We start from the raw sequence: 14,415 nt of genomic DNA on the forward strand, positions 1-14,415 counted from the left end.
CTTAATAAGACGCCGCCGGATTCAACGGCTTACTGTCCGCGGTAAAGCGCCAGTAATTCATTCACTTTCTGGCGGTTAAGTGTATTGCGGCTGATAGTGCGGCGCACTTTGACAATGTGCAGTTGCGCCTGATGATACCACTCCCGGGTCAGGGGGGTGTCATGATTCGAGATCAGAACCGGAATTTTGCGATCCGACGAAAGCATTTGTGCAAGCTGTGCCAGGTTCTGCTGCTCAGGTAATCCGAATCCGCTGGTGTGATAGGCCGTAAAATTAGCCGTCACGGATAACGGCGCATAAGGCGGATCACAATAGACAATATCCCCGGCGCCTGCATTTTCCATGCTGGTCACATAAGACTGGCAGACAAACGTGGCGTTGCGGGATTTTTCCGCGAACCATAACAGTTCGGCTTCCGGGAAATAGGGCTTGCGGTAGCGCCCGAAGGGCACATTAAACCGGCCTTTGGAATTGTAACGGCATAAACCGTTATAACAATGGCGGTTCAGATACAGGAACAGAATACTGCGCTCGAAATGATCCGTGCTCTGATTAAACTGTTCCCGCAGGGCATAGTATTGTAATTCATCATTAAATTGCGGCGTAAACAGCTTACGGGACTCATCGATAAATTCCTGAGTCCGCAATTTTACCACCGTGTAGAGGTGGATCAGATCACTGTTGATATCCGCCAGCACATAGCGCGGATAATCGGTATTGAGAAACACTGACCCCGCGCCGACAAAGGGCTCTATAAGACAATCACCCTCCGGCAGATGCCGTTTTATTTCATCTGCCAGAGTGTATTTTCCGCCGGCCCACTTCAAAAATGCGCGTTGTTTCTTCATGCTGTCTGTAATCATTGCTCAAAAAGGCCAGAGCCGCCGATTCTGCTCTGTTTCAGACAGCAAATCAGCACCTGACGGAATCCGTGTTTATTTTTTCATGTCCTGATGCACTTGCTGCATCTTTCTGACCCACGGCTTTTTCCCCTGAATTTCAGCAGGCAGACGCTCAACTTCCCGTTTTGCATCCCCGACTGTCGGGAAATTACCGTATACCAGGACATACCACGATTTTCCGTTACGTGTTGTTTCATAAACCTGATAGTTGGATAAACCGTGCTTCTGTGCAAACGCTTTCAGCGTATCCGCACGGCTCGCACTGCTCAGCTGCAGGGTATAGCTCCCGGCAGGGGCTTTGGCGATCGCAGTACTGCTTTTTGCCGGTGCGGCTGCAGCCGGTTTGGTGGTTTCACGCGGTTTAGCCGGAGTAGCTGTGGTGGTTTTCACCGGCTGCGGTTTCACCTGCTGTACCGGTTTCTTCGGCTCTTCCTGCGGAGTAACCACCGGCGGCAGATTATTCATATTCTGCTGCGCTGCATTATTGATACCGGTCTGTGTGCTTCCCTGATTCAGGGCATCGTTAATATCCCCCGGGATATCCACGCGCTGACCGGTGCCGCCTGTCTGTGACGGCTGTTGTGCCTGTGTCGGCAGGTTATTGATAGCCGGAAGATTCACGCCGGTCTGCCCGCCCTGTGACAGAACCGGTTCGGACGGCTGTAACGGTGTTGCCCCGTCATTACTGCCGGTGCCGAGCGTAATCGGGCGTTCGCCGTTTTGTGCCTGCTGTGGTGCTTCCGGTTCTGACGGCGATTTCAGCGCAGAGCTTATCGCAATAATCAGTAATACCAGGACCACAACCGCCACGCCAATCATCATCTGCTGGCGGGAGACGGCAAACTTAGGCCGTGACTGCGGCGGGCGCGGACGCGGATTACGGCGTTCCGGGCGCTCCGGCCTGTCAGATGCGTCCGGACGGATAGATTCATCATCCGGCTGGCTGAAAATCTGTGGTTCTTGCTTTTCGGGTTTAAAGCCGTCCATTTTGCCCTCCCATCAGAGCAGAAACTGTGTCTTTGGATATAACAGAAGAGAACTGACGCCCGGTACGCGCGTCATAATGCGTAGTGTAACCATTTTCCCGGCACTCAGCGAGACAGATATAAAAAAACATTCTGCCGCGCGTCTCCCGTTAAACGGACTGAATGGCAGCCAGCACCTTGTCATGCGGAATATCCGCACGGACAACCGACCGGCCGATAGTTTCCGGAACAATCAGATGCAGTTTACCGCCCTGCACTTTTTTATCCCGCATCATATGCGGCAGATAGGCTTCCGCCGGCATAGATTCCGGTCCGCGCACCGGCAGTCCGGCACGGGTAAGCAGCGCAATGACCCGCTCAGTCTCTTCCGGGCGGAAGGTACCGAGCAGTTCAGCGGTACGTGCCGCCATTACCATCCCTGCGGCGACGGCCTCGCCGTGCAGCCAGACACCGTAGCCCATTTCCGCCTCGATAGCATGGCCGAATGTGTGGCCGAGATTCAGCAGCGCACGCAGCCCGCTGGTCTCTTTTTCATCCGCAGCCACTACCTGAGCTTTCAGTTCACAGCAGCGGCGGATGCAGTACGCCATCGCCTGCGGCTCAAGTGCCAGCAGGCGGTCGATATTCTCTTCCAGCCAGAGGAAGAAATCGCGATCCAGAATAATGCCGTATTTGATGACTTCCGCCAGCCCTGAAGCCAGTTCACGGCGCGGCAGAGTGTTCAGGCAACCGAGGTCAATCACCACACTGACCGGCTGCCAGAAGGCACCGATCATGTTTTTGCCCAGCGGATGGTTCACACCGGTTTTGCCGCCGACAGAAGAATCCACCTGAGACAGAAGCGTGGTCGGCACCTGAATAAAACGGACGCCGCGCTGGTAAGAAGCCGCTGCAAAACCGGTCAGATCCCCGATAACACCGCCGCCCAGCGCAATCAGCGTGGTATCACGCCCGTGATTGTGCTCCAGCAGCGCCGTAAAAATACGATCAAGGGTAGTCAGGGATTTGTACTGCTCGCCGTCCGGCAAAATCACGGAATCCGCCTGCACACCGGCGTGCGCAAGGTTATCGGTCAGTGTCTGAAGGTACAGCGGGGCAAGGGTTTCGTTGGTGACGATCATTGCACGCTGACCGGCGGTCAGCGGCGCAAAGGTGCCGGAAAGGGAAAAGAGACCCGGAGCAATTGAAATAGGATAAGCACGCTCACCCAAAGTCACAGTCACTTTTTCCATGGCACCTCCGCATGTTGCCGGTAATATAAAATTAACTGTTGGTTTCTAACAGTTCAATGATTTGATTTGCAACCACTTTTGCACTCTGATCATCGGTGTGGATAGTGATATCCGCGATCTCTTCATACATCGGATTGCGTTCATCGGCCAGTTTGACCAGGACTTCCCGGACCGGCTCATCGACCTGTAACAACGGACGCTTTTTATCGCGCTGTGTCCGGGCCAGTTGTTTTTCAATATTGGTCTCAAGGTATACAACCACACCCCGCGCAGACAGGCGGTTGCGGGTTTCCCGTGACTTGACGGAACCCCCGCCGGTAGCCAGGACGATACCCTGCTTTTCAGTCAGTTCATTGATGATTTTTTCTTCACGCAGGCGAAAACCTTCTTCACCTTCGACATCAAACACCCAGCCCACATCGGCTCCGGTGCGGCGTTCAATTTCCTGGTCGGAATCAAAAAATTCCATATTTAATTGCTGAGCCAGCTGACGACCAATAGTACTTTTGCCGGCACCCATCGGGCCGACAAGAAAGATATTGCGTTTCTCTGCCATGTTTTTGGTATAACTAAGAATATTCGTTAATGATAACCCGCCCCGCTCACCCGATCAGCGGCGGGACCTCAAATGAAACCTCATGAGTGAATCTGCGTGAGTAACCTGAAATTATCTCCGCACATTCCGCCCGATTGCAACCATACCGGCACAAAACCGGAAAGATACCTCAGGTGCTGCTGTGTGATGCCTGTCGCAATCCGGCCTCTGAACATCCGCACATACTATCATAACGCCTGCGAAAAACCGCGCCTTATATTTCCGTGAATCCTCCTGCAAACAGGAGCTGCACAGAAACATAAGGCGCGATCTGAAAATCAGGACGTTGTCCGTCAACGAATTAACGGTCTGTTTTACGGCGGCAGTGATTTCATACCTGCTAAATTTGCTAACTCTTGTATGCTAAATCGTTGCAATCGTCAAATGTATAACACCGCAGAACCGGTAAAAAAACCCGCTATCCTGCGTATATTATCCGTGAATTATGATACAACATGCTGATATTGATACAGTTACTAAATATCGATCAACTGCGGTGTAATGAATATCACTAATTCACGGCGGCTGAGTTTATCGTATTGATGAGTAAAAAGCTTTCCCATCAATGGGATCGACGACAAATAGGGCACACCGGTTACCTGTCTGCCCTTATCCTGCTGAAAAATACCGCCGAGGATCAGGGTTTCCCCGTTGCGGACAACCACCTGTGTGGTGATCTCCTGTTTATCGATAGCGTACTGCTCGCTGCCGTTCTGTATCAGTGCCGCACCGGGTGCATTACGGCTGATATGCAGGGTCAGACGCACCTTGTTATCTCTCAGGATCTGCGGTGTGACCTCCATTCCCAGTACCGCCTCGCGGAACTGTACCTGTGAGCCGGATTCATGGTTTTGTGTGGTATAAGGAATTTCCGATCCCTGCTTGATACTGGCCGGGTGCTCATGGGCTGTGGTCAGACGCGGGCTGGCGATAATATCCAGTTGCTGCTCCTGCTCCAGTGCGCTCAGTTCCATCTCCAGCAGATGCCCGCCGAGACGGGCGATATTAAACGTAAACGTGTTGTTTCCCCGTGCCTGATGCAGTTGCAGGCGGTTGCCGGACTCCGGTGACGGCAATACCGTTCCCCACTGAAGCCCCAGCTCATGCAGCCCCTCACGGGAGCCGGACACAATATGTGCCGTAATCTGCACCTGCTGCTGCGGCTGATCCATCTGAGTCAGCCAGGCTTCCGTCCGCGACAGCACGTCCGGCGCTGCCTCTATAAAGAGGGAATTAGTCAGCCGGTCAGCTTCCGGCATCCTGTTACCGGCAAACCATTGCGCATGATGTTGTTTCAGCATAACCAGCATCTCTGCCGCATCCGCATATTGCAGGGAAAACGTGCGGCTTTGCCGGCTCTCAGCTGTCAGTGGCGGGGAATATACCGCAGGAGATTCTGTCAGTGCGGTCTGCGCTTCATTTATGATCACCGGCTGAAAAAGATCCCTCGGATGCGGCCCGCCACACGCCGCTGCCGCAAACAGCAGAGCGCAGCCGGTGATCAGTCCGGCTGCGGATTTTACGTTGTTAATCATCGCGCCATTCCTTATCTGAGTCCGGTAAATCAGAACCCGGTAATGCAAGATGCAGCGTCATCTGTAACAGCGGCGGCGATGCGGATGTTCCGGAGGTCAGCGGATGAAGCGAGAGCCGGGTAACCGGCAACTGAGTCAGCTCCCCGCAGAGGGTATCCAGCAGATCCGCCAGCGCCGGATAATGCGCCTCAAAGGTCAGTACCCAGCGCTCCGGCTGTTCCGGCGGTTCCTGCTGCCAGCCGGTCAGCAGCGGCAGCGCATTTTCGGGCAGCAGGGTAAATAACGGCGGAATGTCCGGTGCCGGTAATGTAATCACTTCCGGCACCGCCTGTTCTGACCGTGCGGTCAGCTGTTGCAGCTGCCGGAGCTGCATATCGGTTTCCCCGGCCGCCGGTTGCAGATAAAAACACCAGAACATCACACCGGCCGATAACCAGATCCCGGAAATCACACCCCACTGCACACGCCGGTACTGCACAAAATGCCACACAGTATTCAGGTTCATGGCAGTCTCCCCCCGGTCACCAATACGAACTGCCGGACATTGGCGGTTTTGTGATGATGCAGGCTGATCAGCCTGAGCGGTATCAGCCCCGGCGGTGCATGGTGTAATAAAGGATGGGACGGGGCGATCACCTGACGGCGGTTGATCGCCAGAGCATGGCGTACGGTACTTTCTTTATCATGCTGTTGCCGCTCAGCCTGATAGCGTGCCAGCCAGGCATCTTCCGGCAATTGCCTCTGCAAAAAAGACAGTAACTCCCGGTAACGGCAGTTTTCCCGGCCGGTTTGCTGCTGCCGCAGTTTATCTGCCTCCGCCTGCTGCTGTACGGCAAGCAGGCGGGTAAATTCAGCCCGCTGAAGCACCAGGCGGGCTTCCCGTTCATCAGAAACCGCCAGCAACAGCGCCAGATGCTGCACAGAGAGGGAATGAAGCAGATAAACCGGCAGCAACGCGGATAACATCACCCAGCCCGCCGCCAGAAACCGGACTGCTATCCCGCGGCAGATCTGCCGTTTCAGCCGGGAACGCCATGCGGTCAGATTCACCCGGAGTGTCATAACCGATCCTCCCCGCAGAACACCAGGCCTGCCGCCGCCGCATAGCCCGGCGGCACATCATCCGTCTCTGCATTCTCATAACACAGGCATTCCGCCTGCCATGCTTCCGGCAGGCTGCTGAGATCGTGCAGACAACGCAGTGCGGCCCGGGTATCATCAAAGCCCTGCTTTTTCAGTTCTGCCGGTAACGACGAAAGTGTCAGATCCACCCGTCCGCTCAGTACCGGCTGAGTTTCACCGGCAGTCCAGCAGACACTGTTACCCTGACGGAAAACCAGCCAGTCCTCTGCTGTCACGCCCCGGGTCCGGGCGAAACGGCGCAGTGCGCAGGGAATAATACTCAGCATCGTCAGCTCCGCCCGAAGCGCTGCCGCCAGCGCCAGCCACTGATCCCTGACAGCGCGGTGCAGCGCTGTCAGGATGATATCGCTGGAAAAGAGCCGGTAATCATAGATAAGATCCTGATGACGCCCCGGAAACGTGCGCGCCAGCCAGGTATCAATCAGCGGAACCACCGCAGATTGAGCGACACGGCTCTCCGGCAGGCGTATCTGCTGCTGAAGACAGAGTGACACCGGCAACGCCGCCCGGCATACCGGACACCCCCGGATACGCCGCCGCCATTTCCCCAGCGCAGCCGCAGCCACAGACAAACCGGGTACACCGTTTTCTGCTGATTCCGCTTCCGGCAGCGTCAGCGTGATAAAATCCTCAAAATCCCACCCCCGGCGCTTACGCCGCGCCAGAGCTATCCTTAATTCCCCGTCCTGAAGGGAAATTCCCGCCATCCGTGAAGCAATCTGCATAAATAATCCCTGAATTATTAATATAAAAAATAATCTTTTCTTTTAATTTTCCGATAGTTATAAAATACGTATTCAAGAAACGTATGAAGCTTTATACTACAGGGTCGCTGTTTATAAACTGTCCACCACACGGCTAACGGAAATTTTCAGGTGAAGTTCTTAAAGTATTTATTGATCTTTGTTGTCTGTTGCATTTTTCTTGGAGCAGCATCGATATATGGCATGTACAAATATGTCGAGGCCGATCTGCCCGATGTCGCCACACTGAAAGATGTCAAATTACAGACACCAATGCAGGTCTACAGTGCAGATGGTGAACTGATTGCACAATTCGGTGAAAAACGCCGTATTCCGCTGACACTCAGCCAGATCCCGCCGATGGTAAGAAATGCCTTTATCGCGACGGAAGACAGCCGTTTCTATGAGCACCACGGAATCGACCCGATCGGGATTTTCCGTGCCGCATCGGTTGCCATGACCTCCGGACGGGCATCACAGGGTGCCAGTACCATCACACAGCAGCTTGCCCGTAACTTCTTCCTCAGCCCGGAAAAAACCGTTATCCGTAAAGTAAAGGAAGCGTTCCTGGCCATCCGTATTGAACAGTTACTGACCAAAGACGAGATCCTTGAGCTGTACCTGAACAAAATTTACCTCGGCCAGCGCGCTTACGGCGTGGGTGCGGCGGCGTATGTCTATTTCGGTAAGAACCTTGATCAGCTGACACTCAGTGAGATTGCGGTGATTGCCGGTCTGCCGAAAGCACCGTCCACCTTTAACCCGCTTTACTCCAAATCCCGTGCCCTGGCCCGCCGTAATGTGGTGCTGACGCGGATGCTGGAAGAGAATTACATTACCCGCGCACAATATGATGAAGCGCGCAGTGAACCTATCGAGGCCCGTTATCACGCTCCGGAAATCGATTTTTCCGCGCCGTATCTGGCGGAAATGGTTCGTATGGCCATGATTGAAAAGTACGGTGAAAATGCCTATACCGATGGTTATAAGGTCTACACCACCGTCAAACGCAAAGATCAGCTCAGCGCCGAAGAGGCCGTTCATAACGGTATTATCGATTATGATATGCGCCACGGTTACCGCGGGGCTCAGCAGGTATTGTGGCCGCAGAACGGAATGCCGTGGGATACTGAACAGATCCTGAGCAAACTGAAGACATTACAGGTTTACGGCCCGCTGAATCCGGGTGTGGTACTCAGTTCAGATGCCGGGCGCGCGCAGGTGATGCTCAAAGACGGTTCCACTATCGACCTGACCATGGACAGCATGCGCTGGGCACGTAAATTTATCTCTGACCGCGCCATGGGCCCGGCTCCGCGGGCGGTAAACGGCGTGGTTCATGCCGGTGAGCAGATCTGGGTGCGTCAAAATAAAGACCGCTGGATGCTGTCACAAATTCCTGACGTCAACTCCGCCCTGGTGGCACTCAATCCGGCAGACGGTGCGGTGATCGCACTGGTCGGCGGGTTTGATTTTGAACTGAGCAAATTCAACCGTGTCACCCAGTCCCTGCGCCAGGTCGGTTCCAGCATCAAACCATTGCTGTACACCGCCGCGCTGGATAAAGGCCTGACACTCTCCTCCCTGCTCAATGACCTGCCGATTGTCCGTGCGGACGGCGCAGGCCCGGACTGGCGGCCGAAAAACTCACCACCGCGTTATGACGGCCCGATCCGTCTGCGCCAGGGGCTGGGACAATCCAAAAACGTGGTCATGGTTCGTGCCATGCGGGCTATGGGCGTGAACTATGCCGCTGATTACCTGCTGCGCTTCGGCTTCCCGGACAGCAACATTGTCCGGACTGAATCCATGGCCCTCGGCTCTTCCTCCTTCACACCGATGCAGATGGTGCGGGGTTATGCGGTCATGACCAACGGCGGTTATCTGATTGATCCGTATTTTATCAGCCGGATTGACAGCGCGGACGGCAAAGCGCTGTTCACCGCAGAGCCGAAAATAGCCTGTCCGCAGTGCACCAATATCCCGGTGATTTACGGCGAGGGTTCACATGACCTGGAAAGCAGTCTGAACAAAGACGCACTGGAAACGGATGTGGCGCAATCAGACAACCAGCCGCAGGAGAATGACCAGCCGGCAGCACCGGAAGCCGATCTGGAAAAAGCACCGCTGGCGGGCAGTGATTCCCCGTATGCTCCGCATGTGGTCAGCACTCAGGTCGCTTTCCTGATCAAAGATGCCATGAACTCCAATATCTACGGCGAACCGGGCTGGAGCGGAACCGGCTGGCGGGCAATGCGGGATATCAAACGCCGCGACCTCGGCGGTAAAACCGGGACCACCAACAGCTCAAAAGATGCCTGGTTTGTCGGCTACGGCCCGGACATTGTGGCGGCGGTCTGGATTGGTTTTGATGAAAACGCCCGTGATCTCGGCCGTGGAGAGGCAGGTGCGAAAAGCGCCCAGCCAATCTGGAACGACTTTATGAAAGTTGCGCTGGAGGGTGTGCCGGAGCGTAAAGATCCGCCGCCGCCGGGAATTATCTCCGTTCAGATCAACCGCAGTACCGGTAAACTGGGCTCCGGGGCCAACTCCCGTTCCGAATACTTTATTAAAGGCACCGAACCGACAGATTACGGTGTGTCTGAAGTGGGAACGACGATTATTCAGCAGGACGGCGGTTCCGAAGAGCTGTTCTGATTAAGCGGATAGAAACAGAAGGGCTGCCTGAGGGCAGCCCTTTTTTTCAATCGCCGTTACTTAACACAAATGTATGTCTTTTTTCGATGATTAACACAAATCAATTTGTGTTAAAAATAGTTCACTGACCGGTACGCTGTAAAAATTTCTGTGCCAGGAACAGCGCGGTAATATTGCGGGCTTCGTTAAAATCCGGGTGCGTCAGCAGATCCATCATCTTACTGACCGGCCAGCGCTCCTGAACCAGCGGTTCCGGCTCATCGCCCTCCAGCTTTTCAGGATACAGTCCTTCCGCCAGCAGAATATTCATCTGCCCGGAGAAATAGGACGGAGACATCGTGACGCGGCGCAGCGGTGTCAGAGTCCGGGCACCAAAGCCGATTTCTTCTTTCAGCTCGCGGTTGGCGGCAGTCAGCATATCCTCACCGGGATCGACCGCGCCTTTCGGGAAACCCAGCTCATAGCTGTCCACCCCGGCCGCGTATTCCCGGATCAGGATAAGTTCGTTATTAATGACAGGAACAATCAGGACAGATTCACGGGTTGCAGGACGCATACGCTCATAGATCCGTTCCGCACCATTACTGAATTTCAGTGCAACAGACTGGACAGTAAACAGACGGGATTGGGCAACAGTCTCGATGCGGATAATTTTCGGTTTTTGTAATTCAGCCATGTATGCCTCAGTACGTAATATAAAAACGCAGTACAACCATACAGCGTAAAACTGTACAGCATCAAACAGTACCGCTTTGCGAATAAGTAAAAACCGGGGTAAATTCCCTGGTTCACTCACTTATTGCTCTGCTTCATATTACCCGTTCCTGAGACAAAGAAAAGCGCCGGACGGGATGAATGAATAACAATAACCTACAGCATAATCAACAGGTGAATGTAAAAATAACCAGTTATAACAGACTGTTATTTAAAATGATTTTTTTTGCATAATCAGAAAAGGCCGATTTTTTAACAGCTTCTTTCACTGTTATGCTGCACAGGCAATTGCAACGGGGAAAAAATGAATATTACCCTCATTATAGCGGCCGCTCTGGTGATCGGTTGTCTTATAATGGTTTCGGTTATCAGCCGCCGGCGGAAACAGCACCGTGCGGGTTATGTCTTACCTTCACTGGCAAGTCTGACACATCACCGGCCGGGTACCGATGAAATTCAGGCTATTGAGTACCATCTGACCCGTGCGGCCCGGCAGGCCGTCAGTGATGATCTGCATTTTACATTACCGGCTTTCCCCGGAAAAAATGATCACGTCTATCGCCTGTGTAACCGCATCAACCGTTATGCTATCCCGGAAAAAAACGGACAGCAGTGGCATTACTACATTGAGGGCAACGAAGTTTATCTGCCCGCGGTTCTGGATGAATTCATTCAGGCCACGAATGTTATTGATGTCATGTTTACCGCCCGGGTGCCGATGATTGTCGGGCTGAACGGCCATGATTTACGTGAGTTTACGGATGACTACCCGCTGACAGGACTAATGACAAAAAATAATAACGTACCGGTACAGGCCGCGATACTGACTAACAGCAATGCTGATATTGAGTTTCTCGGCACACGCAGGGAGAGCAGGCAGGAATATAACCTGCAGCACAGTCACGGATTTATCAGCGGAACGCTGATTATCTGCGGCGTGCTGACGGCACTTACTGCTGTCTTTATGCCGCCGTTTTTATTTTACTGGATGATAGCGGCCGGCGCCGGATTGTTACTGCCGGGGATTATATTATCCCTGATCCCGATCCGTAACCGCCGCCGTCTGCGGGATATCCAGTGCTACCGGGGGATCCCGAAACGCTGGGGTCTGTTCGGCGATTTTGATCACAGCCAGAAACACAGCATTTCCCTCGGCGGTATTGACCTGATTTATCCGCGTCACTGGGAACCCTGGCTGCATCAGGATCTGGGCTCGGTTACTCAGATTGAAATGTATGAAGATCAGCAGGTTGTCCGCCAGGGGAAATACCTTTCCCTGCGTGAGGAATCCATCCTGTTTCCCTATCGCCGTTACGGAAAAAATCTGCTGATCACCCTGACCAGCGCCTTTGCCCTGCTGGTTCTGGCCTGTAATCAGCCGGTCAATCTGCCGCTCAAACTGGCCCTGAACTGGCTGACCGGCACAGACACCAAAGTCACCACAAACTTCAGTGAGCTCCAGAGTATGCCGCTCTATGTGGGGGATTTTCTGGAAGCCAAAGGTGTGGGGATGTGCTATATGCCGCCGAACCTCTCCGCCCAGGACAAACCCAATTTCCGGGCATTTGACTGCTCAGGGATTTACTGGAACAACACCTCTCCGCTCCCGGTTCCGGAATCCGAACAGGTTGATCGCGCCGCCGCACTGCTTACCGAACTGAATAACCAGCTGCATCCCGATGCCGGGTCCCGTAAAGTGAATGACAGTCTGCGCAATGTTATCACCCGCTCCGGGATGAGCCTGCTGGACGATTTCTCCTCACTGGTTCTGAAAACCCAGGCGTTATGTGAATTTGAAAACAGCGACTGCGTCCGGCTGAAAAACGCCCTCGTCAATCTGGGGAATTCCCCGAACTGGGAAAATTTATTAGCCCGCGCCAGAGCCGGTAAACTGGAGCAATCAAATGTTTTATTGCGTCCGGCAAGCGCCGAGGCCTTGGAAAAGCTGGTTATCGCCACCACATCTACTGCTATAAACAAAGAAGTGGAAAATGCGGCGATGCGGCTGAACAGTCCGCCGCCGGGTGGTGTGCTGCTGATCAGTGATGAAGGCAAATCGCTGGTGGAAAACGTCCCGGTCAATGAACAGACCGAGGAAATGACACCGCTGGCGCACTGGCAGTCCCTGCAGAAGCTCTCCAATATGCTGCTGCACACCCCGTTTGAGGTTCAGGGCATCATCACGGATGTGTCTGTGGATGCCAACGGCACCCGTCATATCCTGCTGCACTTCCAGCCGGATAATGTCATGCTGGCGCGCTTTATCGGCAGCTGTGTTTTACTGGTCGTCTTTTCCCTTCTGGTTATTATCAACGGTATATATACGTTTATCCGCTGGCGTCAGCGCCGCCGCCGGATGGCTGATATCCGCCGTTATTACGACAACTGTTTCCGGCACGACTACCCTTCTTCTGAGGTGCAGCCGTAACGGCTGCACTGTCTGTCACGGAGTAACCATGCAACAGGCTTTACAGGTCACAGAACCTGTCCGCCTCGATAAATGGCTCTGGGCGGCCCGGTTTTACAAAACCCGCTCCATCGCCAGAACCATGATTGACGGCGGCAAGGTTCATTATAACGGGCAGCGGACCAAGCCCGGCAAACTGGTCGAAAACGGTGCGGTTATCGTCCTGCGTCAGGGAAATGATGAACGGACAATCCGCGTGCTGGGCGTCACTGATAAACGCCTGAGCGCACCGCTGGCACAAAAACTCTGGGAAGAAACCCCGGAGAGCATCGAAAAACGTGAAAAAACCGCACTTGCACGTAAAATGAATGCCCTGACGATGCCGCACCCGGAACGACGTCCTGATAAAAAGGAACGACGGACATTGTTAAAATTTAAACACAGTAATTCAGATACCGCGGAATAACCGGCGGTTAAGACGAGAGAAAATTATGTCTGCACGACAAGATACATTACACCGGTTCCTGTTTAACAAAAGCGATGTCCGGGGAGAACTGGTCAATGCTTCCGGCACATTACAGCAAATCCTGGATAACCATCATTATCCGGAACCTGTCCGCCGCCTGCTCGGCGAACTGCTGGTCTGCACCAGCCTGCTGACCGCGACCCTGAAATTTGAAGGGGATATTACCGTTCAGATCCAGGGCGACGGCCCGGTCCGTCTCGCTGTTATCAACGGCAACGACCGCCAGCAGATGCGCGGGATCGCCCGTATGAACGGCGATGTTCCTGCCGGTGCCGGTTTCCACGATATGATCGGTAAAGGCTTTATGGTGATCACCATTACGCCGCGTCAGGGTGAACGCTATCAGGGTATTGTAGCTCTCGAGGGAGATACCCTTGAAGCATGCCTGGATGCCTATTTCCGCCAGTCTGAACAGCTGCCGACCAGCCTGTTTGTCCGCGTTGCGGAACACGACGGTAAAATGCAGGCCGCCGGGATGCTGTTACAGGCACTGCCGTCATCGGCAGAAGCCCGTACCCCGGAAGAAACACAGAATATGTTCAGTCACCTGATGCAGCTAACCGCGACTATTTCGTCTGATGAGCTCTTTACCCTGGATGCCGAGACCATTCTGTACCGCCTCTATCACGAAGAAGACGTTATGCTGTATGAACCGGCACCGGTAGCATTTCATTGCGGTTGTTCCCGCGAACGATGCGCTGATACACTGGTAACGCTGCCGGAAGACGATGTTAATCATATTTTGCAGGAAGATGGCAAAATTGATATGGAGTGTGAATATTGCGGTGCTCACCATATCTTTAGTGAACAGGATATCCGTGAAATCCGCAGTGAGAAAAACGCCTCTCTGCACTGATTCGTTTTAGCTGACGCAACACCAGGCCGCGCCGGGCTTCCCGGGCGCGGCCTTTTTGTTTATTTTTTCTTATGGTATCGAGTCAGCTCACAAAATAAAGTCAAATAAATTCCGGATT

13 protein-coding genes are annotated in these 14,415 nt (G+C 53.7%); 4 read left to right on the forward strand and 9 right to left on the reverse strand.

The features are described 5' to 3' along the window. Window positions 1-29: 29 nt before the first annotated feature. From dam to AAZR23_RS15025, 8 genes are all read right to left on the reverse strand, one after another. Entirely contained in the window at window positions 30-848 is an 819-nt protein-coding gene (gene dam, locus AAZR23_RS14990) for an adenine-specific DNA-methyltransferase (RefSeq protein WP_107680157.1), read from the reverse strand. Window positions 849-935: 87 nt separating this feature from the next. Next, window positions 936-1,889, reverse strand: coding sequence for an SPOR domain-containing protein (locus AAZR23_RS14995; protein ID WP_434693483.1), 954 nt, complete (start codon window positions 1,887-1,889; stop codon window positions 936-938). A 148-nt stretch (window positions 1,890-2,037) separates the two neighbouring features. Continuing rightward, on the reverse strand, window positions 2,038-3,120 hold the full coding sequence (aroB, locus tag AAZR23_RS15000) for a 3-dehydroquinate synthase (protein ID WP_434693485.1): 1,083 nt from the start codon (window positions 3,118-3,120) through the stop codon (window positions 2,038-2,040). Window positions 3,121-3,151: 31 nt separating this feature from the next. Next, a complete protein-coding gene (gene aroK, locus AAZR23_RS15005) occupies window positions 3,152-3,676 on the reverse strand; it encodes a shikimate kinase AroK (protein ID WP_004237896.1) in 525 nt (174 codons plus the stop codon). A 515-nt stretch (window positions 3,677-4,191) separates the two neighbouring features. Continuing rightward, window positions 4,192-5,250 (reverse strand): secretin N-terminal domain-containing protein, encoded by a 1,059-nt coding sequence (locus AAZR23_RS15010; protein WP_434693488.1) that lies wholly within the window; start codon window positions 5,248-5,250, stop codon window positions 4,192-4,194. After that, complete coding sequence (locus tag AAZR23_RS15015) at window positions 5,243-5,755, reverse strand: hypothetical protein (RefSeq protein WP_434693491.1); 513 nt, start codon at window positions 5,753-5,755, stop codon at window positions 5,243-5,245. Before AAZR23_RS15015 ends, AAZR23_RS15010 begins: the two co-directional genes overlap by 8 nt. Continuing rightward, window positions 5,752-6,312: a hypothetical protein gene (locus AAZR23_RS15020; protein ID WP_434693493.1), complete on the reverse strand. Its 561-nt coding sequence runs from the start codon at window positions 6,310-6,312 to the stop codon at window positions 5,752-5,754. Before AAZR23_RS15020 ends, AAZR23_RS15015 begins: the two co-directional genes overlap by 4 nt. Continuing rightward, on the reverse strand, window positions 6,309-7,118 hold the full coding sequence (locus AAZR23_RS15025) for a hypothetical protein (RefSeq protein ID WP_434693496.1): 810 nt from the start codon (window positions 7,116-7,118) through the stop codon (window positions 6,309-6,311). Before AAZR23_RS15025 ends, AAZR23_RS15020 begins: the two co-directional genes overlap by 4 nt. A gap of 150 nt (window positions 7,119-7,268) precedes the next feature. On the opposite strand from AAZR23_RS15025, the gene mrcA reads away from it, so the two are divergent. Further along, window positions 7,269-9,794, forward strand: coding sequence for a peptidoglycan glycosyltransferase/peptidoglycan DD-transpeptidase MrcA (gene mrcA, locus AAZR23_RS15030; RefSeq protein ID WP_052927145.1), 2,526 nt, complete (start codon window positions 7,269-7,271; stop codon window positions 9,792-9,794). Window positions 9,795-9,915: 121 nt separating this feature from the next. Here the strand turns inward: mrcA and nudE are convergent, their stop codons facing one another. Beyond that, window positions 9,916-10,470: an ADP compounds hydrolase NudE gene (gene nudE, locus AAZR23_RS15035; protein WP_046895329.1), complete on the reverse strand. Its 555-nt coding sequence runs from the start codon at window positions 10,468-10,470 to the stop codon at window positions 9,916-9,918. A 342-nt stretch (window positions 10,471-10,812) separates the two neighbouring features. Here nudE and AAZR23_RS15040 point away from each other — a divergent pair, with 342 nt between their 5' ends. The 3 genes from AAZR23_RS15040 to hslO are packed head-to-tail and all read left to right on the forward strand — an operon-like array spanning window position 10,813 to window position 14,297. After that, window positions 10,813-12,936, forward strand: coding sequence for an IgaA/UmoB family intracellular growth attenuator (locus tag AAZR23_RS15040; protein WP_166706780.1), 2,124 nt, complete (start codon window positions 10,813-10,815; stop codon window positions 12,934-12,936). 28 nt (window positions 12,937-12,964) lie between these two features. Beyond that, window positions 12,965-13,381 carry a ribosome-associated heat shock protein Hsp15 gene (hslR, locus tag AAZR23_RS15045; protein WP_052927143.1) on the forward strand — a complete coding sequence of 139 codons (417 nt, stop codon included), beginning with the start codon at window positions 12,965-12,967 and terminating at the stop codon, window positions 13,379-13,381. A gap of 25 nt (window positions 13,382-13,406) precedes the next feature. After that, a complete protein-coding gene (gene hslO, locus AAZR23_RS15050; RefSeq protein WP_434693499.1) occupies window positions 13,407-14,297 on the forward strand; it encodes an Hsp33 family molecular chaperone HslO in 891 nt (296 codons plus the stop codon). Window positions 14,298-14,415: the final 118 nt, after the last annotated feature.

The sequence above is a fragment of the Morganella sp. Je.2.23 genome (assembly GCF_051129855.1).
Classification (GTDB): Bacteria; Pseudomonadota; Gammaproteobacteria; order Enterobacterales; family Enterobacteriaceae; genus Morganella; species Morganella sibonii.

Excerpts from the sequence above, each read along its gene's own strand:
- dam (WP_107680157.1), bottom strand. The coding sequence starts at position 848 with ATGAAGAAACAACGCGCATTTTTGAAGTGGGCCGGCGGAAAATACACT.
- AAZR23_RS14995 (WP_434693483.1), bottom strand. The coding sequence starts at position 1,889 with ATGGACGGCTTTAAACCCGAAAAGCAAGAACCACAGATTTTCAGCCAG.
- aroB (WP_434693485.1), bottom strand. The coding sequence starts at position 3,120 with ATGGAAAAAGTGACTGTGACTTTGGGTGAGCGTGCTTATCCTATTTCA.
- aroK (WP_004237896.1), bottom strand. The coding sequence starts at position 3,676 with ATGGCAGAGAAACGCAATATCTTTCTTGTCGGCCCGATGGGTGCCGGC.
- AAZR23_RS15010 (WP_434693488.1), bottom strand. The coding sequence starts at position 5,250 with ATGATTAACAACGTAAAATCCGCAGCCGGACTGATCACCGGCTGCGCT.
- AAZR23_RS15015 (WP_434693491.1), bottom strand. The coding sequence starts at position 5,755 with ATGAACCTGAATACTGTGTGGCATTTTGTGCAGTACCGGCGTGTGCAG.
- AAZR23_RS15020 (WP_434693493.1), bottom strand. The coding sequence starts at position 6,312 with ATGACACTCCGGGTGAATCTGACCGCATGGCGTTCCCGGCTGAAACGG.
- AAZR23_RS15025 (WP_434693496.1), bottom strand. The coding sequence starts at position 7,118 with ATGCAGATTGCTTCACGGATGGCGGGAATTTCCCTTCAGGACGGGGAA.
- nudE (WP_046895329.1), bottom strand. The coding sequence starts at position 10,470 with ATGGCTGAATTACAAAAACCGAAAATTATCCGCATCGAGACTGTTGCC.
- AAZR23_RS15040 (WP_166706780.1), top strand. The coding sequence starts at position 10,813 with ATGAATATTACCCTCATTATAGCGGCCGCTCTGGTGATCGGTTGTCTT.
- hslR (WP_052927143.1), top strand. The coding sequence starts at position 12,965 with ATGCAACAGGCTTTACAGGTCACAGAACCTGTCCGCCTCGATAAATGG.
- hslO (WP_434693499.1), top strand. The coding sequence starts at position 13,407 with ATGTCTGCACGACAAGATACATTACACCGGTTCCTGTTTAACAAAAGC.